Source organism: Streptomyces sp. HP-A2021 (assembly GCF_022807935.1).
Classification (GTDB): domain Bacteria; phylum Actinomycetota; class Actinomycetes; order Streptomycetales; family Streptomycetaceae; genus Streptomyces; species Streptomyces afghaniensis.
In genome coordinates this window covers 8,159,841-8,181,188 of the sequence record NZ_CP094344.1, presented here as the reverse complement: position 1 = coordinate 8,181,188, position 21,348 = coordinate 8,159,841, and the positions used below count along the sequence as shown (strand labels likewise).

The 21,348-nt window shown below is 73.5% G+C and carries 19 protein-coding genes; 5 read left to right on the top strand and 14 right to left on the bottom strand.

The annotated features are described in order from the left end of the window. Positions 1–27 precede the first annotated feature (27 nt). The 8 genes from MQE23_RS36970 to MQE23_RS36935 form a co-directional block, all read right to left on the bottom strand. A complete protein-coding gene (locus tag MQE23_RS36970; RefSeq protein WP_243381399.1) occupies positions 28–1,764 on the bottom strand; it encodes an ABC transporter ATP-binding protein in 1,737 nt (578 codons plus the stop codon). Continuing rightward, entirely contained in the window at positions 1,761–3,572 is a 1,812-nt protein-coding gene (locus tag MQE23_RS36965) for an ABC transporter ATP-binding protein (protein WP_243381398.1), read from the bottom strand. Before MQE23_RS36965 ends, MQE23_RS36970 begins: the two co-directional genes overlap by 4 nt. After that, a complete protein-coding gene (locus MQE23_RS36960) occupies positions 3,569–4,309 on the bottom strand; it encodes a class I SAM-dependent methyltransferase (RefSeq protein WP_020270575.1) in 741 nt (246 codons plus the stop codon). The genes MQE23_RS36965 and MQE23_RS36960 overlap by 4 nt, the downstream gene beginning before the upstream one ends. Then, positions 4,296–5,888, bottom strand: a complete 1,593-nt coding sequence (locus MQE23_RS36955; protein WP_243381397.1) for an MFS transporter — start codon at positions 5,886–5,888, stop codon at positions 4,296–4,298. The genes MQE23_RS36960 and MQE23_RS36955 overlap by 14 nt, the downstream gene beginning before the upstream one ends. Positions 5,889–6,031: 143 nt before the next feature. Continuing rightward, a complete protein-coding gene (locus MQE23_RS36950) occupies positions 6,032–6,700 on the bottom strand; it encodes a TetR/AcrR family transcriptional regulator (protein WP_020270578.1) in 669 nt (222 codons plus the stop codon). Positions 6,701–6,715: 15 nt separating this feature from the next. Continuing rightward, on the bottom strand, positions 6,716–9,205 hold the full coding sequence (locus MQE23_RS36945) for an ATP-binding cassette domain-containing protein (protein WP_243381396.1): 2,490 nt from the start codon (positions 9,203–9,205) through the stop codon (positions 6,716–6,718). Beyond that, positions 9,202–10,164: an ABC transporter permease gene (locus MQE23_RS36940; protein WP_243381395.1), complete on the bottom strand. Its 963-nt coding sequence runs from the start codon at positions 10,162–10,164 to the stop codon at positions 9,202–9,204. Before MQE23_RS36940 ends, MQE23_RS36945 begins: the two co-directional genes overlap by 4 nt. Further along, entirely contained in the window at positions 10,161–11,726 is a 1,566-nt protein-coding gene (locus tag MQE23_RS36935; protein ID WP_243381394.1) for an ABC transporter substrate-binding protein, read from the bottom strand. The genes MQE23_RS36940 and MQE23_RS36935 overlap by 4 nt, the downstream gene beginning before the upstream one ends. Positions 11,727–11,979: 253 nt before the next feature. Between MQE23_RS36935 and MQE23_RS36930 the strand changes: the two genes are divergently transcribed. Next, positions 11,980–12,459 (top strand): Rieske (2Fe-2S) protein, encoded by a 480-nt coding sequence (locus MQE23_RS36930; RefSeq protein ID WP_037667529.1) that lies wholly within the window; start codon positions 11,980–11,982, stop codon positions 12,457–12,459. Here MQE23_RS36930 and MQE23_RS36925 read toward each other — a convergent pair. Continuing rightward, a complete protein-coding gene (locus MQE23_RS36925) occupies positions 12,446–13,096 on the bottom strand; it encodes a cysteine hydrolase (RefSeq protein ID WP_243381393.1) in 651 nt (216 codons plus the stop codon). The genes MQE23_RS36930 and MQE23_RS36925 overlap by 14 nt on opposite strands. 140 nt (positions 13,097–13,236) lie before the next feature. On the opposite strand from MQE23_RS36925, the gene MQE23_RS36920 reads away from it, so the two are divergent. Continuing rightward, the gene (locus MQE23_RS36920; protein ID WP_243381392.1) at positions 13,237–13,707 is read left to right on the top strand and encodes a pyridoxamine 5'-phosphate oxidase family protein; all 471 of its coding nucleotides are present in this window, start codon (positions 13,237–13,239) and stop codon (positions 13,705–13,707) included. Positions 13,708–13,722: 15 nt separating this feature from the next. Here MQE23_RS36920 and MQE23_RS36915 read toward each other — a convergent pair whose 3' ends face one another. Beyond that, entirely contained in the window at positions 13,723–14,625 is a 903-nt protein-coding gene (locus tag MQE23_RS36915; protein WP_243381391.1) for a LysR family transcriptional regulator, read from the bottom strand. Between the two features lie 75 nt (positions 14,626–14,700). On the opposite strand from MQE23_RS36915, the gene MQE23_RS36910 reads away from it, so the two are divergent. Continuing rightward, on the top strand, positions 14,701–15,639 hold the full coding sequence (locus MQE23_RS36910; protein ID WP_020270587.1) for a DMT family transporter: 939 nt from the start codon (positions 14,701–14,703) through the stop codon (positions 15,637–15,639). Between the two features lie 30 nt (positions 15,640–15,669). Here the strand turns inward: MQE23_RS36910 and MQE23_RS36905 are convergent, their stop codons facing one another. Beyond that, positions 15,670–17,001 (bottom strand): aminotransferase class I/II-fold pyridoxal phosphate-dependent enzyme, encoded by a 1,332-nt coding sequence (locus MQE23_RS36905; RefSeq protein ID WP_243381390.1) that lies wholly within the window; start codon positions 16,999–17,001, stop codon positions 15,670–15,672. A gap of 35 nt (positions 17,002–17,036) precedes the next feature. Between MQE23_RS36905 and MQE23_RS36900 the strand changes: the two genes are divergently transcribed. Then, the gene (locus tag MQE23_RS36900) at positions 17,037–17,720 is read left to right on the top strand and encodes a pyridoxamine 5'-phosphate oxidase family protein (RefSeq protein WP_037667535.1); all 684 of its coding nucleotides are present in this window, start codon (positions 17,037–17,039) and stop codon (positions 17,718–17,720) included. Positions 17,721–17,731: 11 nt separating this feature from the next. Here MQE23_RS36900 and MQE23_RS36895 read toward each other — a convergent pair whose 3' ends face one another. The 3 genes from MQE23_RS36895 to MQE23_RS36885 all read right to left on the bottom strand — a co-directional run bounded on the left by MQE23_RS36895 (position 17,732) and on the right by MQE23_RS36885 (position 20,667). Continuing rightward, complete coding sequence (locus tag MQE23_RS36895) at positions 17,732–18,718, bottom strand: EamA family transporter (protein WP_243381389.1); 987 nt, start codon at positions 18,716–18,718, stop codon at positions 17,732–17,734. 228 nt (positions 18,719–18,946) lie between these two features. Next, positions 18,947–19,957: an EamA family transporter gene (locus tag MQE23_RS36890; protein ID WP_243382884.1), complete on the bottom strand. Its 1,011-nt coding sequence runs from the start codon at positions 19,955–19,957 to the stop codon at positions 18,947–18,949. Positions 19,958–20,043: 86 nt separating this feature from the next. Next, complete coding sequence (locus tag MQE23_RS36885) at positions 20,044–20,667, bottom strand: Clp protease N-terminal domain-containing protein (protein WP_243381388.1); 624 nt, start codon at positions 20,665–20,667, stop codon at positions 20,044–20,046. 222 nt (positions 20,668–20,889) lie between these two features. On the opposite strand from MQE23_RS36885, the gene MQE23_RS36880 reads away from it, so the two are divergent. Beyond that, positions 20,890–21,318: an SRPBCC family protein gene (locus tag MQE23_RS36880; protein ID WP_020270593.1), complete on the top strand. Its 429-nt coding sequence runs from the start codon at positions 20,890–20,892 to the stop codon at positions 21,316–21,318. Positions 21,319–21,348 lie beyond the last annotated feature (30 nt).

Below are 21,348 nucleotides of genomic sequence, written 5' to 3'. Positions count from 1 at the left end.
CCCGGGTTTCCCGGGTTTCCCGGGTCTCTAGGAGCGCGCCGCCAGATGCCACCCGCCCGCCTGCTCCCGATCGCTCCAGAACGCCGCGTACCGGCCGCCGATCGCGAGCAGTTCCTCGTGCGTGCCCTCCTCCACGATCCGCCCGCCCTCCAGGAACGCGATCAGGTCGGCACCGCGGATGGTGTCGAGGCGGTGGGCCACGACGAGGACCGTGCGGTCCGCGGTGAGCGCGCCCAGGGCCTGCTGGATCGCGGCCTCGTTCTCGGCGTCGAGCGCCGAGGTCGCCTCGTCGAGCAGGACGACCGGGGCCTGCTTGAGCAGGGCCCGGGCGAGGGAGATCCGCTGCCGCTCACCGCCGGACAGGGCCGCGCCGCCCTCGCCGACGCGGGCGGCCCAGCCGTCCGGCAGCCGCTCGGTGATCTCGTCGACGCGGGCGATCCGCCCGGCCTCGCGCACCTCCTCGTCGGTGGCGTCCTCACGTCCGGCGCGGATGTTGTCCTCGATCGAGCCCGCGAAGAGGTACACGTCCTGGAAGACCATGGCGAGCCGCGACATCAGCTGCTCCGTCGTCAGGTCGCGGACGTCCGTGCCGCCGACACGGACCGTGCCCCCGGTGACGTCCCAGAAGCGGGCGATCAGGCGGGTCACCGTGGTCTTGCCGGAGCCGGAGGGGCCGACCAGCGCCACCGTGTGCCCGGCCGGGACGCGCAGGTCGAGCCCGTCCAGTACGGTGCGTCCGTCGCCGTAGCCGAAGGAGACGCCGTCGAGTTCGATGCCGCAGGTGTCCGGGAGCGGCGCCGTGGTCGCCGGCTGCGGCAGCGGTTCCGCGGCGAGCACCGCGTCCAGGCGCTCCAGGGTGCCGCGGGCGATCCGCAGGGATCCTCCCAACTCAGCGGCGGCGCCCATGGGTTCGACGAAGCGCACGGCGAGGACCAGCACCGCGATCAGCTCGCCCGCGCCGACCGACCCGCCGACCGCGAGGACCGTGCCCAACAGCAGGACGCAGGTGAAGCAGAGCTGCACGGCGAGCGCGAAGCCCGCGAGGCCGGGCACCGCGATGCGTACGGCGGCGCGCGCCTTCACCTGCTGCTCGCGCAGGGCAGCGTCGAGGAGTTCGTGGTCCTCGACGGTCCGCCCGAAAGCGCGCAGCGCGGGCTGGTGGCGGGCGAACTCCACCAGCCGGTCCGCGGTCTCGGCGGCCGCGGCATGGGACTGCCGGTCGGCGCGGGCCATCAGCCGTCCGGACCAGCGGTACGCGACGGCCGCGACCGGTGCCGCCGCCAGCATGGCCAGGGCGAGCCGCCACTCGAAGGCGAAGGTGGCCAGCACGACGACGGCCGGGGTGACGAAGGCGATGCACAGGGGGCGCAGCAGGTTGGCCGCCGCGTTCATCACCTGGACCACGCCCTGCCCCGTCGACTGCCCCAGTGCGCCGGTGCGTTCGCCGTCGAACCAGCCGAGCGGCAGTGCGACCACATGCTCGCCGATGCGGTGGTGCAGCGTGCGCCCGAGATCGGCGCTGAAGCGGTTGCCGCGCACGGCCGCCGTGAACGCGACGGCCCCGTAGGCGGCGGTGGCCGCGGCGAGGGCGGCGACCCACGGCCAGGCCGCCCCCGGATCCTCGCCGAGGAGCCTGGTCAGCAACGGCACCAGAAGCGCGTACGCCACTCCCTGGAGAGCCGCGGCGACGGCCGCCCAGAGGAGCACGCGGCGCAGCCCTTGCGTCTGTTCCCGTCCCAGTACGCGTGTCAGCAGCGCGTTCATCGCGCGGCTCCCTTCTGCTGGAGGGCCCACAGGCGTGCGTAGCGGCCGTCCAGGGCCAGCAGTTCGGCGTGGGTGCCCTGTTCTGTGATGCGTCCGCCGTCGAGGACGACGAGGTGGTCGGCGTCCCGTACGGTCGCGAGCCGGTGGGCGATGACCAGCAGGGTGCGGCCCGCCGCGAGCGCGGACAGGGCCCGCTGGACGGCTGCCTCGGACTCGGGATCGGCGAACGAGGTCGCCTCGTCGAGGACGAGGACGGGCGCGTCGGCGAGCAGCGCCCGGGCCACGGAGAGACGTTGGGACTCGCCGCCGGAGAGCATGGCGTCCTCGCCGACCACCGAGTCGTAGCCGCGCGGCAGCGCGGTGATCCGGTCGTGGATGTGCGCGGCGCGGGCGGCCCGCTCCACGGCCGCGTCGTCGGCGTCGGGACGGCCGAGCCGGATGTTGTCGCGGACGCTGGTGCGCAGCAGGTGGGGTTCCTGGAAGACGAACGACACCTGGCGGTACAGGTCGGCCGGGGACATGTCCCGGACGTCCGTGCCGCCGATCCGTATCGTGCCGGCGGTGGTGTCCCAGAAGCGGGGCACGAGCCGGGCGAGGGTGGACTTGCCCGAGCCGGAGGCGCCGACCAGGGCGGTGACGGTGCCGGGGCGCAGGGTCAGGTCGATGTCGCTCAGGACGTCGGTGGCACCGTCGTAGCTGAAGCCGACGCCGGTCAGTTCGACCCGGCCGTCCGGTCCCGGGGGTGCCGGCTCGGATGCCCCGGGCAGGGCGGGGGTTGCCAGCAGTGCCTGGATCTCACGGGCGCTCTGCAGGCCGCCCTGGACGGCGTGCCCGGACTGGGCGAGCCCCATCACGGAGCCGGTGAGGGCGGGCCCCAGCAGCACGAACGGCACGAGGTCGAGCGCCTCGGCCCAGCCCTGTGTGACGAAGAGGGTGCCGGCGGCGGTGGCGACGAGCAGGGCGGCCGGTCCGGAGAGGGCGAGCGCGGCCGAGGTGCTGGCCCGTGTCGTACTCATGATCCAGTCGCGGAAGAACGCGGAGAAGCTGTCGGCGGCATCGTCGTAGGCGCGATGGGCGCGCGAGGTGCGGCCGTAGGCCTTGATCACCGTGATGCCGTGGACGAGTTCGACGACGGCCGCGTTGACGCCGCCCATCGCGCCGAAGAACCGTGCCGTCACCTCCTCGCCCCCGGACATGGCCTGCTGGAAGAACCGGGCGCCGAGCAGGAGCGGGAGCAGCGCGACGAGGGTGAGCCGCCAGTCCACGGTGACCAGGTAGGCCAGAGCGGTCAGCGGCGCCACGATCGCGGCGGTGACCTCCAGCGCGGTGTGCGCGACCAGGTGGTGCAGCGTGGAGATGTTGTCGCCCGCCGCCTTCTTCACCTCACCCGAGCTGTTCTCGGTGAACCAGCCCAACGGCAGCCGCCCCAGGTGCCGGGCGATACGGCGGCGCAGCCCGAGCTGGAGGTCGGCGTCGGCGTGGTGGGCGAGGACGCCGGCCGTCGCGTACAGCGCGAGCCGGGCCACCAGGGCGGCCACGGCGGTCCAGGCCGCGGCCCAGGCGCTGCTCTCGTCCGGGCCACCGGACGCCAGCAGGGCGCGGGCCAGTTCGGCCACGGCGATGAACGGGATCATCGAGCAGACCGCGGCGACCGCCTGGGCCACGACCGCGGCTATGAGCCGCCCGCGGACGGGGGCGAGGAGATCGCCGAGCCCCGGTGCCTTCGCGGGGGCCTCGGGTGGGACGCGGGTGTCGGAGGGGCTGTCAGGGATGCCCTCTCGCGGGTCCGCGAGGGCCGCGCCGGTCATGGGTGTTCCTCTCGGGTGGTGGGACGGAGTACGGCGAAGTCGGGGGCGAGCGGCGTGCAGGTGAGTCCTGCCGCCCTGGCTTCCTCGGCGAGGACCTCGATGCCGATGCCCGACCAGGGCAGCGGTACGGCGTGCTCACGGACGACCGTCGCGCCGTCGCGTACGCGGTAGGTGAGGGTCCAGCCGTCGTCGGCGCCCTCGCTCCACGACTCGTAGTTCAGGGCGCCGACGCGCCGGGTCGCCAGCCGCAGCGGGGCCCGGGTCGGGGGTGCGGTGCGGTCGAGGACGTCGACGACGGCCGGTGCGCCGGGCGCCAGCCACGCGCCCAACCGCCGCCACAGCGCGGCACGTTCGTCGGCATCGAGATGTCCTACGACACCGAGGGCGACGGCCGCGCAGAGCCGGCCCGGCGGCCGTACGTCGGCGAGGGTGCCCGCCGTGACGGTGACGCGCTCGGCGAGCGCGGGGCGGCACGCGAGCCGGGTGGACAGCGCGATGCGCATGCCGGCGGAGGGTTCGACCGCCATCACCCGCGCACCGGGTACGGCGTCGGCGGCGGCCTCCGTCGACAGACCGGTGCCCGCGCCGAGGTCGAGCAGCGGCCCGTCCGCCGGGTCGACGCCGTCCAGCGCCCGGCGCAGCAGCGGACCGAGCCGCGCCCATGTGCCGGCGGCGAGCAGGTCGTAGAACTCGGCGGCGGCGCCGTAGAGGTCGTCGGCCGTGTCAGGCAGGGGCATCGGCCGGCTCCTTCGCGGTCAGCTGGTCCCGGTCGCGGATGAGCGTCCACGAGACGAGGGCGGCGAGCAGGCTGATCACGGCCGCCGCCGCGCAGATCGTCGCGAGGCCGCCGGTGAGCGCGGAGCGGGCCGCGTCCAGGACCGGTTCGCGGGCGGTGGCGGGCAGGGCGCGTTCGAGGTGCCCGAACTGCCCGGCGGCCACGGCGTCGCGGACCTGCTGCCGCATCCCTTCCGGGACGTGCAGGGCGGCGAGTTGCGCGTCGTCCAGGTCGTGGTCGATGCGGGTGCTGAACACCGCGCCGAAAGCGGCCACTCCGGCCGCCGTGCCGAGCGGGAAGAAGGTGTTGGTCATCCCGGACGCCATCCCGGCCCGTTCCGCGGGCACGACCCCGACGGCGATGCCCATCAGCGGCGGGAAGGCGATCGCCCCGCCGATACCGAGGAGCACCAGGCCGGGCAGCATCACCAGCCAGGAGTCGTCGGGGCCGACCCGTGCCATGGTGAGCAGCCCGACGGCGGTGATGCCGGTGCCGAGTGCCATGACACCGCGCGTCGGCATCAGCTTGAGGAACAGCCCGCTGAAGGGGGCGACCAGCATGATGAAGGCCGTCATCGCCAGCAGCCGCAGCCCGGTCCCCAGAGGGCTGTGGCCGAGCATGCCCGACAGCCACAGGATCAGGTACGGCAGGACACCGAAGGTGACGACCCGGCAGACGAAGCTGAGCACGATCGCGCCGGTGAAGGACGGCACCCGCAGCAGCCGTACGTCGAACATCGCCGCGTCCCGGCGCCGTACCTCCCAGGCCACGAACCCGGCGACGAGCAGGACCCCGCCCACGAGCGGCAGCAGCGCGGACGCCGAGGTCCAGCCGTCCTCGGGGCCGGTCACCAGGCCGTAGTTGAGGCCGAGCAGCCCCCCGGCGGCGAGCAGCAGCCCGCCGACGTCGAACCGGCCTTCGGGGCGCGGCAGTTCACCGGTGCGGTCCCGGGGCACGCGCAGCACGGTGGCGACGAGGATGAGGACGCCGACCGGCAGGTTGAGGTAGAAGATCCACCGCCAGTCGAGCCCCTCCACGACGGCGCCGCCGACCAGCGGGCCGAGAGCCGCCGCGACACCGCCCGCCGCGGAGAACATCCCGATGGCCGACTGGCGGCGCCGGCCCTCGTACGCCCCGGCTATGAGGGCCAGGGCGGTGGACATCACCATCGCCCCGCCCAGGCCCTGCAGGGCGCGGCAGGCGATCAGCGTGCCGACTCCGGGTGCGGCGCCGCAGCCGGCCGACGCGGCGGTGAAGAGCGCGACACCGGTCAGGAACATGCGCCGTCGTCCGCTGCGGTCGGACAGCGCCCCCGCGGGCAGCAGGAGCGCCGCGAAGACCAGGGTGTAGGCGTTCACCACCCACTGCAGGCCGGTCAGTCCGGCGTCGAGGTCGGCGGCGATTTCGGGCAGGGCGACGTTGACGACGGTGATGTCGAGCGTCATCAGTACGGCGGCCAGTGACGTGGTGGCGAGCAGCCAGCCGCTGCCGGGCGCCGGGCCGGTCCGGGCCGACGGCTCCTGATGGACGTCCTGGGTCATGGGCAAACCCCTTGCAGACATGAGTCGTGGGTATACGGCGTATACATGCGGGCGGACGGCAGCGGCGCAGCGCGTGCGGTCCGGGAAGCCCCGGCTCGGCTCTCGGTGTCGGTGGGCCCTCTCGGTGTCGGCGGGCCCTTGGCTCAGGCGGCCAGCAGACCCCGCAGGAGGGCCCGGAGGCCGGGCACGAACGCGTCCTGAGCGGGCGTCGCCCGGCGCGCCGGCCGGGACAGCATCCTGGCCAGCCGGGGGTGGTCGTTCATACGGACTCGGGTCATCAGCTCATGCCGTCCGGGGCGGCCCTCGGGCCGCAGCGCCGGAAGGTACGACAGGTGGCCGAAGGTGTACCACCACAGCGCCCAGTACGCGTCGGCCGCCTGCTCCTCGGTGAGCCCGGCCTCCTCCAGCAGGGCGAGCACATGCTCGACGAACCGCGAGGCGCGCGGCCCGAACAGCTCGCCGGCCTTGAGGACCTCGACCACCCAGGGCTCGGCCGTCAGATGGTCGTGCAGCGCCCGGAAGGCGAGGACCAGCCGGTCCGAGGGCGGCCCGTCGCCGTCCGGGAGCACCAGTTGCTCGGCCACGTCGTCCAGCATCGCGACCAGCAGCTCGCGTTTGTCGGCCACGTGCCGGTACAACGCCATGGCCGTCACGCCGAGTTCCGCCGCGACCCGGCGCAGAGTGACCGCCGACAGCCCCTCGTCGCGGGCCACCCGCCGCCCGGCGGCCACGACGGTCCCCCGGTTCAGTGGGACACGGCGCTTGCCCGTCCGGGGAGGCGTTCCGTCGCTGTCGGTCGTCGTGCTCGGCATACCGCCACCCTAGAGTCACCGTGTCACGTCCTCTCCGGCCGCCCGCGACCGGTGTGGCATCGCCGCCACCAGGGCCCGGGTCACGTCGTGTTCGGGCCGGCTCAGCAGCCGGGACGCCGGCCCGGTCTCGCGGATCCGGCCGTCGTGCAGCACCGCCACCCGGCCGCCGAGCCGGGCGGCGACCGACAGGTCGTGCGTCACCATGACGACGGCGAGCCCCAGCTCCGTCCGCAGGCGGGCGATCAGTTCGGTGACCGCGGTCGCCACGGATGGATCCAGCGCGCTGGTCACCTCGTCGCACAACAGCACCTCGGGGTCCGCGGCCAGCGCCCGCGCCAGGGCCACCCGCTGCCGCTGACCGCCCGACAGCGCCCCGGGGAGCCTCCCGCCCAGCTCCGCGCCCAGGCCCACCTGCGACAGCAGCCGTTCCACTTCGGCCGGTTGCCGTGCTGCCGGTATGTCGGGGCGGAACGCGAGCGGGCGGCCCACGATCGCGGCGACGGTACGGCGCGGGTTGAGCGATGCGTACGGATCCTGGGGTACGAGCTGCACGCGGCGGCGCTGCCGGGGATCACGGCCGCGCACGTCCCGGGCGAGGGCCTCGCCCTGCAGGCGTATCTCGCCGCTCGTGGGGGCGTCGAGACCGGCGATGCAGCGCAGCAGGGTCGTCTTGCCGCAGCCGGAGGGGCCGACCACGGACAGGCAGTCCCCCGGGGCCAGGGCGAGTGACACTCCGTCGAGTACAGGGCTTTCCCGTACGAGACGAAGGTCCGACGCGCACAGCAGAGCAGCCTCGTCCACTCGTTCCTCCGGGTCCGCCGCAGCTGCGGCAACGCCGGGCCGGGCGGCCGCGACCAACGCCCGCCCGCGCTCACTGACCGGGTCGGCCAACACGGCCTCCGGCGGCCCGAGTTCGACGATCCGCCCGCCCTCCATGACGGTCACCCGGTCGGCCACGCCGGCGACCGAGCCCAGGTCGTGCGAGACGAGGAGGACCGCCGCGCCCGTCTCGTGCCGCAGCCGGGTCAGGTCGGCGAGGAACGCGGCGGAGGTGACGGTGTCCAGGGCACTGGTCGGTTCGTCGAGCACCAGCAGCCGGGGTTCTACGGACAGGGCCACCGCCAGCGCGACCCGCTGCCGCTGGCCGCCCGACAGCTGGTGCGGCCTGCGGTGGACGACCTCCTGCGGCCGGTCGAGTCCCGCGAGCCGCAACGCCCGCTCGGCCCGTTCCGCCCACTGCTCCTTCGGTACCCGGCGGGCCCGCAGCACCTCCTCGATCTGGGCATCGACGCGAAGGTGGGGTGCCAGTGCGGTGCGCGGGTCCTGCGCGACGTATCCGCACATCGCGGCGCGCACCTGCCGAAGCCGCCGCTCGCCCAGCCGCAGCAGGCTGCTGCCGTCGAGCCGTACGTCACCGCCCGCCGGTCGCAGCCCCGGCCCGACGTGCCCCAGGGCGGCCAGGACGAGGGTCGTCTTGCCGCTGCCGGACTCCCCCACCACGGCGAGGAGCTCACCTGGGGCGAGGTCGAGGTCCACGTCCTCCAGCACGCGGTGCCCGGTGTCGCTCTCGACGCGCAGCCCGCGCACGGAGAGCAGGGAACCCGGGGTCGCGGGCGTCTCCACGTCTGCGGCTGGTCCCAGCCGTCGTCGGGCCGTGATCGGTTGCGGCCCGGGAAAGGCCGCGTCCAGCAACAGGTTCACGGAGAGCAGCAGGACGAGCAGCAGGGCGGCCGGGACGAGGACGGCGAGCGGCTGGAGGGTGAGGCCGTCGCGGTTCTCCAGGACCATCAGCCCCCAGTCGGCGGCGGGCGGTTGGGCGCCGTATCCGAGGAAGGCGGCGGTGGCGACGACCGTGACCGCCCCGAGGAACCTGACGCCCGCGTCGGCGGCCAGTACGGGCAGGAGGTTGGGCAGCACCTCGCGCCCCAGCACGCTCACTGTGCGCTCGCCCCGGGCGACGGCGACCTCCACGTAGTCCTGGGCGAGGATGCGCAGGGTGGCCGCACGGACCACGCGGACGCTCTCGGGCAGCAGCACGAGCCCCGACGCCAGCGCCACTCCCGCGGTGCCGCGCCCGGTGGCCACGACCACCACGCTCAGCAGCAGGAAGGCGGGCAGTCCCAGCAGCACGTCGGCGAGGCGCAGGATCAAGGTGTCGGTCCAGCCTCTGTGCCAGGCCGCGAGCATGCCAAGCAGCGCGCCCAGGACGCAGACCGCGGCCGTGACCGCGAGCGAGGTCAGCAGCAGGGAACGGCCTCCGGACAGCACCCGGCTGAGCACGTCGGAGCCCAACCGGTCGGTTCCCAGCGGCACTTCCGCGCTGCCGGGCGCGTAGGGGATGTCCACGGCGTCCGTCACGGCGTGCGGTGCGAACAGCGGCCCGAGCAGCGCGACCGCGCCGACGAGCATCAGTACGGCCAGGGCGAGCCGGCCGCGTCGCCGCCGTGGTGGGCCGTCGACCCGGGGAACCGTTGTGGACGGCGGACGTTCGGAGACGAGAGTCATCGCGTGTGCCCCCGCACGGGTTCGAGAAGGTGCACGGCGAAGTCGGCGGCGAGGTTCGCGGCCACCGCGACGGCCGCGCCGAGCAGCGCCACCGCCTGCACCACCGGGACGTCCCGGCCAGCCGTGGCGTCCACCAGGAGAGCGGCGAGCCCGGGGTAGCCGAACAGCGACTCCGCGACCAGCGCCCCGCCCAGGAGATAGGCGACGGAACGGGCGAGCACCGGGACGGCGGGACCGAGCCCCGCGGGCAGCACGTACCGCACGGCGACCCGGAGTTCGGGCACCCCGTTCAGCCGCGCGGCGACCACCGCCGGGGTCCGGGCCGCCTCGGCGACCCCGGCCCGCACCAGCCGCAGGTTCTGCGCCAGGCTCACCGACACCAGCGTGAGCACCGGCAGGACCAGCACGGACGGCTCGTCCAGCGGCCCCTGCCCGGCGCCCGGCAAGGACACGGCGGGCAGCCAGCCGAGCCCGGCCGCGAACACCGCCATCAGCACGGCGCCCGTGACGAACTCCGGGACCGCCGCCAGCCCCAGGGCGGTGCCGGAGACGACCCGGTCGCCGCGCCGTCCGGCCCGCAGCCCCGCCCACAGACCGAACCCGACGGCCAGCGGCACCAGGACGGTGAGAGCACCGAGCCCGAGGACCAGCGAGTTGCCGAACCGGTCGGCGATCAGCTCGCCCACCGGCCGCCCGTTCGCGTAGCTGGCGCCGAAGTCGCCGCGCACGGCGTGCCCGAGCCAGTCGAGGTAGCGCAGCGGCGCGGGCCGGTCCAGGCCCAGCTGCGCGCGCAGCCCCTCGACGGCACCGGACGGGGCCTGGGGTCCGAGCCGGGCGGTGGCCGCGTCGCCGGGGGCGGCCTCGGTGGCGGCGAACACCAGGACGGTCACCACGAGGAGCACGAGCAGCGCCCCCGCCGCACGTCTCAGGGCCCACCGCGACACCCCGCTCGCCTTCATGCGAGGAAGGCGTCCCGCAGGCTGGGGTAGTCGGCGTAGCCGCGCGCCTTCACCCCGTGCGCCTTCGCGGCCGCGCCGGACACCGTCGGCACCCGCGCGAACAGCGCGTCGCCGCCGTGCTCGTGCAGATACTCCTGCACGTCCGCCACCCGCGCCCGCCGCTGGTCGTCCCGCGTGGCACGGTTCATGGCGGCGATCAGCGGATCGAGGGCCTGTGCCCCCTTGGTCCCGGTCAGCGGATAGGCGGCCGTGGAACCGTAGTAGGTCCGGATCATCAGCGGCAGCGGGTTGGGGTGGTAGGCGGACGTCTGGATCGGGGTGCTGAGGATCGTCTTGAAGTCGCTGTAGTAGTCGGCGGCGGGGACCTTGTCGAGCGTCGCCCTGATCCCGGCCTTCGCGAGCATCGGCACCATCGCGGTGGCGCTCTCCTCGGTGCCGTAGTCGTAGTCCGAGGTGCGGATGCTCACCGCGAGCCCTTCTTGCCCGGCTTCCTTGAGGAGCCCCGCCGCCCGCTCCGGGTCGTACGCCGTCTGCGCGATGCCCGTGTCGTAGTACGGCTGGTGCGCGCCCACGAGGTCGTTGCCGATCTCGCCCTGGCCGAGCGTCACGGTGCGGACGAGGGACTCGCGGTCGAGGGCGAGCTTCACGGCGCGCACCACGCGCGCGTCGGTGAAGGGCTTCAGCCCGAGGTTCATGGGGAGGTCGAGGTCGACCCACAGGTCCTTGGGCGGCGTCTCGATGCGCAGCGCGCTGTTGCCGCGTTCGGTGCGCACGGCGGTCAGGGCGAGCCCGCCGGCGTAGTGGAACTGGCCCGACTTCAGCCCGCTGAGCCGGGCCGCCGCGTCGGTGACGGAGACCAGTTCCAGTTCGTCGAGGTAGGGGCCGCCGTTGTCGCGGTCCCAGTAGTCCTCCCGGGGCGCCAGCACGCTGCTGCGCCCCGCCTGCCACTGCTTCAGCACATACGGCCCGCTGCCCGGGGCCTTGGCGAGATCCTTGGTTCCGTCGGGAAAGACGAACATGGAGTGCGCGAGAGCGAGATCGAAGAATCCGTCGGCCATGGTGAGCGGCAGTTCGAGGGTCCGTGCGTCGCGGGCTCGGGCCTTCTCGATGTCGAGGTGCGTGATGAACCCGCTCTGCGGGCTCCGCTTCTCGACGAGTGTGCGCAGACTGAACAGCACGTCTTCCGCGGTGAGTTGACGCCCGTCGCTGAAGGTGACGCCCTTCCTGACCCGTACCGTCCACGTCGTGGCGTCGGAATCGGGTTCGACGACTTCCGCCAGCCGCCACACCGGCTTGCCGCCGTCCAGTTCACCGAGGGTGTCCCAGACGACGCGCGCCCGCACGTAGTCGATGCCGACGCCCGCGGCGAGCGTGGGGTCGGTGGACTCCGTGCTCCCTCCGATGAACGCGGCCCGCAATTTCCCGCCCTTGCGCGGAGCGACGGACGCCTCGGCCCCCGCGGGCTCCTCACTGTCGCCCCCGCAGGCCGCCAGCACCCCGCCGGCAGCGACCGCCGCCGCCCCTCCCGCGACACCGCGCAGCGCGGCACGCCGAGTTATCACTGCGTCTTCCCCTCACGTGGCTCATGCCTGGACGCCGGGCGGTGGGGCGCCCGGGGTATACAACGTAGACAACCTATCCGGCACGACAACCATTTTCAATAAGCGGGTGGGGCCGGAATCCGACAGCGAACCGACAGGCCCGCTTTACCCACGTCGTGCCGCGCACCCGTCAGGATTTCGACACCGTCTGAACAGCCGGTCCCCAGGGGCCGTACCTCTCGGCAGATCACGAATCCCCGGAAGGAACGTCAGCATGACCAGCGAATCAGTTCAGCCGAAGTCGGGACCCAGCCGCCGTACGATCGTGGCGGCGGCGGGCGCGGCAGGGCTCACCGTGGCGCTGACGGCGTGCGGATCGGAGGACAAGGCGTCCGATTCGTCCACCGAACAGGGCGGCGGCGCGACGAACGACGGGGGCGGTGCGTCCACCGGAGCGGGAGCCGGTGGTGCGGCGCTCGCCAAGACCTCCGACATCCCCGAGGGCAGCGGCAAGATCTTCAAGGACGAGAAGGTCGTGGTCTCCCAGCCGACGGCGGGCGACTACAAGGCGTTCTCGACGATCTGCACCCACCGTGACTGTCCGATGGTGGACCTCAAGGACGACATCATCTCCTGCACCTGCCACGGCAGTCGGTTCTCCGTCCTCGACGGGAGCGTGAAGAAGGGGCCCGCGGTCGAACCGCTGGAGGCCAAGAAGATCAGTGTGAACGGTGACTCCATCACGCTCGCTTGAGGCCCGGCGGGCGCTCCAGGCACGCCCGCACCTCGTCCGTGGTCGCGACCGTGGCGACCAACGCGAGAGTGTGGCGGATCATCGCGGGGGTGTAGTCGGACGGCACTCCCGCGATGGCGTCGGCCGGGACGACAGCGGTGTAGCCGCGGTTGACGGCGTCGAACACGGCGTTGGGAACGGCCACGTTGGCCGAGACCCCGGTGACGATCAGCGTACGGCAGCCGAGGTTGCGCAGCAGCGGGTCGACATCGGTGCCCTGGAGGGGCGACAGCCCGTGCAGGCGCCGTACGACGAGGTCCTCCTCGGCGACCTCGATCGGGGCCGCGACCCGCACCGCCGGCGTGCCGGACACCTGCTGGACGGGCAGGCGTTCGGCGGCCCGGAACAGGCGGGCGTTACGGCTGGCCCCGCGGCCGTCGGGGCGGCGCTCGGCGATGGCGTGCACGACCTGGACACCGCCTGCGTGGGCGGCGGCCACCAGCCGGGCGACGTTGGCGAGCACCCCGCCGGCGCGTGCCTGCTCGGCGAGTTCGGGCAGTGCGCTGTCCGCTCCGACGACGCCCTCCTGGCACTCGACGGTGAGCAGCACGGTGGTCCGCGGATCGAGGAGTTCGCTGAGCTCTGCGTACGCGGGCACGGTCCCCCCTGGGCGTCGGCGGCTGGGCGCGCGAGCGTAGCCACCATTGCGCACGGAAGGAAGAGAACCCATTCTTTTCTGACGTGATGTCAGAGGATCTCCTCTGACACGACGTGAGAGAAGAAGGAAAGAGGGGGAGCATGACCGTCACTCAGCAGCGCCGGGGCCGGAAGATCATGATGACGCCTGGCGAGCTGGACGATTTCCTCACCACGCAGCGCACCTGCCGGGTCGCCACGGTGTCGGCCGACGGCGCCCCGCACGTGAGCACACTGTGGTTCGCCTGGGACGGCACCTCGATGTGGCTGTACTCGGTCGTGCGCAGCAAACGGTGGACCGACCTGCGGCGCGACCCGCGGGTGGCGATCGTGGTCGACACCGGCGAGGAGTACGACGAGCTGCGCGGCGTCGAGTTGTCGGGCACCGTCGAGTTCGTGGGCGAGATCCCGCGCACCGGTGAGCTGCGCGCCGAACTCGACGTCCCGGAGACGTTGTTCGCCAGGAAGAACTTCCGCCTGGAGGAGATGCCGCACGACGGCCGGCACGCCTGGATACGGCTGACGCCCCAGAAGATCGTCTCCTGGGACTTCCGCAAGCTTTCGGCGCAGTAGCGCCGCGGCGCGGGCTCAGCCGAGGCTCTCCCCCGCCGCCTGGAGGGCCTTGACCGCGGCCCGGATCGACGGGCGGCGGTCGGCGTCCGCGCGCCAGACCACGTACACATGCCGCCGGACCCGCTGTCTGACCGGGACGGTCACGACCCCGTCGGGCACCGGGTGGCGGCCGAGCAGCGGGGCGATGCACACCCCGAGGCCCGCGGCGACCAGCCCGAGCTGCGTATGGGTCTCGGCGGCGCGATGGCCGACGATCGGCTCGATGCCCTTCGAACGGAGCGTGAACATCAGCCACTCGTGACAGAACTCGCCTTCGCCCCAGGTGATCCACTCGTCGTCGGCGAACTCGGCGAGGTCCACCTCGTCACGCGCGGCGAGCCGGTGGTCCGCGGGCATGGCGACATCGGCGGGGTCGTCCATGATCGGCGCCTTGACCAGGCCGTCGGGCAGCGCCATCGGCTTGTTGTACCAGTCGAGCACCACGGCGAGGTCGAGGTCGCCGCGCACCACCCCGGCGATGCCGCGCTCCGGTTCCAGCTCGCAGGAGCGCAGCCGGAGGGCGGGATGCCGCTCGCGCAGCGCGGACAGCGCGAGCGGGAACAGACCGCGGGCGGCCGTCGGGAACGCCGAGAGTCTCAGCTCGCCGACGACCTGCCCGCGCTGCGCCTCCAGGTCGGACTGGGCGAGTTCCACCTGGGACAGGATGCGCGCGGCATGCTCGGCGAGCAGCCGGCCGGCGTCGGTGAGGCGCACGCCCCGGCCGTTCTTGGCGAGGAGCCGCTGGCCGACCTCCCGCTCCAGCTTGGACATCTGCTGGGAGACGGCGGACGTCGTGATGTGCAGCCCCTCGGCCGCGCCGCTGACCGAGCCGTGCCGGGCGAGGGCGTCGAGGGTGCGTAGGCGTTCCAGGTTTAACATGTAAGCAATGCTACGCAATACCGCGTGCGAAATCTCGGTTGTGCTACGAGGTTCTGGCCCGGCATCGTGTTTTCCATGAGCACCGTCACCAGCCCCGGCCGGGTCACCACCCCCTCGGGCGACCGCCCCCGTCGCCGCCTCGACTGGCGTCTGCGCTTCGCCGCCCTGTCCCTGATCTGGGGCTTCAGTTTCCTCCTCATCAAGGTGGGCACCGAGGGGTACGCACCGTTCCAGGTCACGCTCGGCCGGCTGGTGTTCGGCACGGCGGTGCTGGCCGCCGCGATGGCGGTGCGCCGGGAGCGACTGCCGCGCGGGGCGGGCACCTGGGGGCATCTGGCGGTCGCCGCGTTCCTGCTCAACGCCCTGCCGTTCTCGCTGTTCGCGTACGCCGAGCTGACCATCCCGTCCACGCTCGCGGGCATCTGCAACGCGACCTCGCCGCTGTGGGGCATGGCGCTGTCGCTGGTCGCCCTGTCGGAGGACCGCCCGACCCGGGTACGGGTCGCCGGGCTCGGGCTCGGCTTCCTCGGGGTGCTCACGGTGCTGGGCGCCTGGCAGGGCTTCCACGGCCTGGACGCCGGCGGCACGGCGCTGGCCCTGCTCGCTTCCCTCAGCTACCCGATCGGCTGGATCTACGTCCGCCGCACCCTGGCCGGCACCAGCCACTCGCACCTGTCGATGACCGGCGCGCAGTTGCTGCTCGCGACGGTCCAACTGGCCGTCGTCACCCCGCTGTTCACGACCCTCCCCACCAGCCTGGCCGCCGGGCCGCTGCTGGCGATCGCCGCCCTGGGCGCACTGGGCACGGGCCTCGCCGTTCTCCTCCAGTACGGCCTGGTCGCCGAAGTCGGCCCGACGACCGCCCAAATGGTCACGTACTTCATCCCGGTCATCGCCACGGCAGCGGGCGTCGCCCTCCTCGGCGAGTCGCTCACCTGGTCGACACCGGTCGGGGCGGTCATCGTCCTGATCGGCGCTGCACTTACACAGGTACGGCCGAAGCGTCGGGTGTGAGGGAAGCCCCGCCCACCCGACCGGGAAGCCTCAGACGTAATTCCGCGCCGGAGCCGGCCCGAGGGCCGAGGCGATCGCGGCGGCGAGCGCCTCGGTCTCGTCCTCGGTGAGCGTCGAGACGGTGACCCGGATGCCGGGCGGTGCGCTCAGCCGGAAGCGGGCGCCGGGGGCGACGGCCCACCCGGCGTGCAGCAGCCGCGCGACGGCACCGGTCTCGTCCGGCACGGGCACCCACACGTTCATACCGCTGCGCCCGTGCGCCACGACACCGCGCCGGCCGAGCGCGCCGATCAGGGCCTCCCGGCGCCTCCCGTACGCCGCCGCCACCGCGCGCGTGTCCACCGCCCCGTCGGCCCACAGCCGCACCAACGCCCGCTGCGTCAGCCGGCTCGCCCAGCCGGGCCCGAGCCGCTGCCGGCCGCGGACCCGGTCGACGGTGACGGCGTCCCCGGTGAGCAGGGCGAGGCGCAGATCGGGTCCGTAGGCCTTGGCGGCCGAGCGCACGAACGCCCAGTGCCGGGTGGCGCCGGCCAGGGGGTGGAGGGGCACGTCGACGATGCCGTGCCCGTGGTCGTCCTCGATGAGGAGGGTCTCGGGGTGCTCCTGGAGCACGGACCGCAGGGCACGCGCGCGTGGGACGCTCACCGCCGCGCCGGTCGGATTCTGCGCCCGGTCCGTGACGATCAGGGCACGCGCCCCGGCCTCCAGCGCCCGCCGTACGTCGTCGGCTCGGGGCCCCTCGTCGTCGACCCCGACGGGGACGGTCCTGAGCCCGAGCGCCGGCACGAGGTCGAGGGTGCGGCCCCAGCCGGGGTCCTCCACGGCGACGGTGTCGCCGGGCTTGAGGTGAGCCGCGAGCACCCGTTCGACCCCGTCAAGTGCCCCGGAGAGCACGACGAGCGGCCCGTCCGGCACTCCGTCGGCGTCGAGACCGGCGCGGGCGATCCGGGCCAGCTCCGGCTCCAGCGGATCGGCCCCGTACAGCACGGGCGCGCGGTCGCCCTCGGCGGCGGCCGCCGCGAACGCCCCGGCGAGCGGCGGCAGCAGGGCCGGATCCGGATTGCCGTTCGCCACGTCGCGCACGCCGTCGGGGACGTCCACCCTGATGTGGTCCCGCCCGGTCGTGGCCGGCGCGGGCCGCACCCGGCTGCCGCGCCGGCCCGCGGTCTCGATGACCCCGCGCTCGCGCAGGGTCCGGTACGCGGCCGCGACCGTGTTGGGATTCACCCCCAGACGCTCCGCCAACTCCCGCATGGGCGGCAGCAGTTGACCCGGCGACAGCTCACCGCTGCCCACCGCCCGCTCGATGCTCGCGGAAATGTCCACTGCGCGACGCCCGCTGATCCGATACTCTCCTAGCACAAAGCCAATTATGCACTAGTGCAATGGAGAGCGCCATGCAGGGGCCCACGCAGACGCCGACGCGGTCCGCCGCCTACACCCCGACCGACCGCACCGTCCCCACACGCTCGGCGGACCGGGCCGCGTACGACAAGGACCTGGTGCACGCGATACTCGACGAGGCCTACGTCTGCCATCTGGGCTTCGTCCGCGACGGGGCGCCGGTCGTGCTGCCCACGCTGTACGCCCGGGTCGGCGAGCGGCTCTATGTGCACGGCTCGACGGGCTCGCGCCCGTTGCGGGAGGCCGGTCAGGCAGACCCGGGTCTCCCGGTCTGCCTGACCGTCACTCACGTCGACGGACTGGTGCTGGCCCGCTCGGCCTTCCACCACTCGATCAACTACCGCTCCGTGGTGGTGCACGGCGTCGCCCATGACGTGACGGACCCCGAGGAGAAGCGGCAGGCCCTCGACGCCCTGGTCGACCACGTCGTGCCGGGCCGCTCCGCCGACTCACGGCCGGCCAACAAGAAGGAGCTGGCCGCCACCGCGGTGATCCGCCTGGACCTGGACGAGGTCTCCGCCAAGCTCCGCACCGGCGGCGCGAACGACGAACCCGAGGACCTCGCCCTCCCCCACTGGGCCGGCGTCGTCCCGCTGCGCAAGGGCTACGACGCCCCGGTCGCCAACCCCGACCTGGCCCCCGGCACCGAACTGCCCGACTACTTGCGGGCACGGTGAGGCCGACCCCCTCAGGGGCGCGGGGCCGCGCTGATCTGCGGCTCCGCCGCAAGGGGGGTCCCTGGTTCCTCGGGCGCCCTCGCACCCCGCGCCTCCCCCACCGCGAGCCCCGCGACCGAGCCCAGCATCAGCAACGTCCCTGCCAGCGTCGCCGCCGTGAGGTGCTCACCGAGCAGCACGACGGCGAGCACCGCCGCGCTCACCGGCTCCAGCAGCATGATCACCGAGACGGTGGCCGACCGTACGACGGCCGCGCCCGCGAAGTAGAGGCCGTAGGCGAGGGCCGTGGGGACGGCGGCGACATACGCCAGCAGCACCAGGACCCGGCCGGGTTCCGCGGTGTGCGGCAGCAGCCCCTCGGCCAGGGCGAACGGCAACAGGCACAGGCTCGTGACGGCGAACGCCCCGACGGTCGTCCATGAGGCGTCGGTCTCGCCGTCCCGGCCCCACCGGCGGGTGAGCAGCGTCATCACGCTGTACCCGGCCGCGGACACCAGCGCGAGCAGCACACCCCAGGGGCGCACGGTCGTACCCCCGCCGCCGAGGACGAGGACCGCGAGTCCGGCGAGGGCACCCGCGACGGCCGCGGTTCCGCCCCGGCCGAGGCGCTCGGCGAGCGTCAGCCGGGCGCCGAGCGCGATGAGCACCGGCCCGGCGCCGAGGGTGACGACCGTGGCGACGGCGAGGCCGGTGGCGGAGACGGCCGCGAAGTAGGCCGTCTGGAACACCGCGAGCCCGAGTCCGGTGACCCCGGCCCGCAGCGCCCGGCGGCCCAGCGGCTCGCGCACGGCGGCCCGGGCGCGCGGCCGGACGAGGCGGGCGGCGAGCAGCAGCACGAGACCGGCGGCGCAGCGCCAGAAGGAGAGGGCTACGGGCCCCATGTCACTGGCCCGGTAGACCAGTGAGGCGGCCGCGCCCGCGGTGCCCCAGGCGGCACCGGCGACGATCAGATAGAGGAGGCCTCGCCCTACGGGCAGGCCGGAGGCAGTGTTCGACACGTGTTCTCTCCGCAGACGCGCACGGAGCGCCGCGCGGGATCGGCGGCGGCTGGTGCGCGGAAGTTCTGGAAGGGCCCCGGATCACGTCGGATCAGCGGGGTCCGCGGACTTCGTCTGCGGGCAGCACCGTTCGGCCCGGCGGTGACACGCCGGGCGCGGTTTCCGGAGGGCCCGCCTCAGGCGGCCGGAGGCGGAAGAACGAGTGCGTTCAAAGGCATGATCGGCACCTTATGCGGCCGTTCCGGGCCGGGACAACTTCCTTTCCGGGCCGCCGCTCGCCACCGGCCGTTCGGAGCCCTTCGCGGGCGTCGAGGACTGCGCGATGAACGCGCCCGCCAGCACGATCACGCCACCGGTGAGCTGCGGCGCCGACAGGTGCTCGCCCAGCAGGATCCACGCCAGGACGGTGGCGATGACCGCTTCGAGACAGGCCACGACACCGGCGACCTGCGGGGAGAGCCGGCGCACGGCGAGCACGCCCGTGACGTAGGCGACGACCGTGGCGACGAGGACGATCCAGGCCAGCAGGGCGACCGCGGCGACGGGCGTGCCGTCCATGCGCGCGGTGCCCGTGAGCACGGTCCAGTCCATGCTCCAGGGCCGGGTGACGGCGGTCAGTACGGCCGCGCCGACGAGCAGTCCGTAGGCGATGACGCCGAGCGGGTCGGGCGCCTCGTCCCCGGCATCGCTGCCCTGGTCCGAGAGGACGAAGTAGCCCACCTGGCAGCAGGCCGCGCCGAGTGCGAACAGCAGGCCCAGGGCGTCGAAGCGGAGCCCCGACCACACCTCGACCACACACGCGAGCCCGCCGACCGCGAGGACGACACCGACCGCCGCCGCACGCGTCACGGGCCGCCGCTGCACGAACCGCACCCAGCCCAGCACGAGGGCCGGCGCCAGGTACTCGATGAGCAGCGCCACCCCGACGGGGATACGGGAGAGCGAGGCGAAGTAGCAGGCCTGGACGCCGGCGACGGCCAGCAGCCCGAACCCGGCGAGCAGTCCGGGGCGGCGGCGCAGCAGTGCCCGGTGGCGCACGGCGAGCGGCAGCATCACCAGGGCTGCCCCGGTCACGCGCAGCCACACCACGTGCAGCGGGTCAAGGCCCGCCTCGATCAGCGGCTTGGCCGCGACACCTGATCCGCCGAAGGCGACCGCGGACAGGAGCGCGAGGCCGAGCCCGACGCCCTTGCCGTGCCTGCTGGGGCCGCTGGGGCTGTCAGACGTACGCACCGGCACATGATGGCAGGCCATGACAGGAGCGTCACCCCCTATGGCACCTGTCTCACTGTCTGGACGCGACGAGCGGCTCCGCCGAGGCCCGGTCAGTAAGCGCCTTCGCCACCCCTGGTGCACGCCCGAGACGGGTACTCCTGATGCGGGTACTCCTGAGGCGGGTACTCCTGAGACGGCTCGTCGCGTTCCCGAGGCCGGTCTGTCCAGCCGTCGATACGGGCGAGCACGGCGTGCGGATCGATCCCGGCGCGTCGGAGCACCTCGACCGCGCGCGCCTGTGAGTCGACGACGATCGCCGCGAGCAGGTCGACGCCACGGGCCGGACCGCCGTGCCGCGCGGCCCGTTCGCAGGCGTACTCCATCGAGGCCGCGGCCAGCGGCGAGAAGCCGGCGGTCTCCGTCACGACGGGAACGGCGCCGGAGTCCTCTACGCCGTTCTGCCAGCGCAGGCCGTAGCCGATGCTGCGCTGGACGAGGTAGCCGAGCAGCCGCGCGATCTGCGGCCCGTCACCGAAGACGGCACGCACCTCGGAGTCGGACTCCAGCAGCGAGTGGAGCAGATGGGCCGTGTCGATCTGCCGGTCCGCGTCCCTGACCGCTCTGCGGCGGGCACCGGTGACCACCGATGCCAGCTCGTTGCTGAGCCTGGCATCGTTCTCCGCGCGGTGGATGCCGTGCTCATGGGCCGACTGGCGGGGGATACGGGGTTGCACACCCCTTACCCCATCAGTCCCGAGGGCCCGGGTCATCCCCGGAGCGAAGCATCTTCGCGTCCCACGGAAAGTGGACGTCGCGGGCCGAATCTCCTCCTTACGGAGGACATCAGGCTGTTTCACCGGGCACCCCCAGAACAGCTGACGGTTCATCAGTATTGAACATTGCGGCCGTCGCGGCTACGTTCCGCGACATCCAGCCCGACGTGAAGAGGTGGTCGCATGGCCGAAGTCAGCGCGGAGGCACGCATCGGGGCGCCGGCCGAGAAGGTGTGGGCCAGGCTCACGGACTGGCCCGCGTACGGCGAGTGGAACGCGACCCACACGAGCTTCCCGTCGGGCGGCCCCGAGCCCCTGGAAGTGGGCGCGACGTTCCGGGAGAACATGCGGCTCATGAACTTCCCGGCCGAGGTCGAGTGGACCGTCGAGGCACTGGAACCGGCCCGGGTGCTCGCCATCCGCGGCAAGGGCCCGATGGGCGTGACCGTCGCGACGCGCTACACCCTCACACCCGACGGCGACGCGACGACGGTCCGCATCGACGGCGAGTTCACGGGCGCGACGGTGTCGCTGATGGCGGGCAGACTCAAGGACTCGGCCACGGGCGCCCTGAACGAGTCGCTGCGCAAGCTGGACGGGCTGGTGGCCTGACACCGAAGCGGCCCGTGGATCACTCCACGG

Excerpts from the sequence above, each read along its gene's own strand:
- MQE23_RS36970 (WP_243381399.1), bottom strand. The coding sequence starts at position 1,764 with ATGAACGCGCTGCTGACACGCGTACTGGGACGGGAACAGACGCAAGGG.
- MQE23_RS36965 (WP_243381398.1), bottom strand. The coding sequence starts at position 3,572 with ATGACCGGCGCGGCCCTCGCGGACCCGCGAGAGGGCATCCCTGACAGC.
- MQE23_RS36960 (WP_020270575.1), bottom strand. The coding sequence starts at position 4,309 with ATGCCCCTGCCTGACACGGCCGACGACCTCTACGGCGCCGCCGCCGAG.
- MQE23_RS36955 (WP_243381397.1), bottom strand. The coding sequence starts at position 5,888 with ATGACCCAGGACGTCCATCAGGAGCCGTCGGCCCGGACCGGCCCGGCG.
- MQE23_RS36950 (WP_020270578.1), bottom strand. The coding sequence starts at position 6,700 with ATGCCGAGCACGACGACCGACAGCGACGGAACGCCTCCCCGGACGGGC.
- MQE23_RS36945 (WP_243381396.1), bottom strand. The coding sequence starts at position 9,205 with ATGACTCTCGTCTCCGAACGTCCGCCGTCCACAACGGTTCCCCGGGTC.
- MQE23_RS36940 (WP_243381395.1), bottom strand. The coding sequence starts at position 10,164 with ATGAAGGCGAGCGGGGTGTCGCGGTGGGCCCTGAGACGTGCGGCGGGG.
- MQE23_RS36930 (WP_037667529.1), top strand. The coding sequence starts at position 11,980 with ATGACCAGCGAATCAGTTCAGCCGAAGTCGGGACCCAGCCGCCGTACG.
- MQE23_RS36920 (WP_243381392.1), top strand. The coding sequence starts at position 13,237 with ATGACCGTCACTCAGCAGCGCCGGGGCCGGAAGATCATGATGACGCCT.
- MQE23_RS36915 (WP_243381391.1), bottom strand. The coding sequence starts at position 14,625 with ATGTTAAACCTGGAACGCCTACGCACCCTCGACGCCCTCGCCCGGCAC.
- MQE23_RS36910 (WP_020270587.1), top strand. The coding sequence starts at position 14,701 with ATGAGCACCGTCACCAGCCCCGGCCGGGTCACCACCCCCTCGGGCGAC.
- MQE23_RS36900 (WP_037667535.1), top strand. The coding sequence starts at position 17,037 with ATGCAGGGGCCCACGCAGACGCCGACGCGGTCCGCCGCCTACACCCCG.
- MQE23_RS36880 (WP_020270593.1), top strand. The coding sequence starts at position 20,890 with ATGGCCGAAGTCAGCGCGGAGGCACGCATCGGGGCGCCGGCCGAGAAG.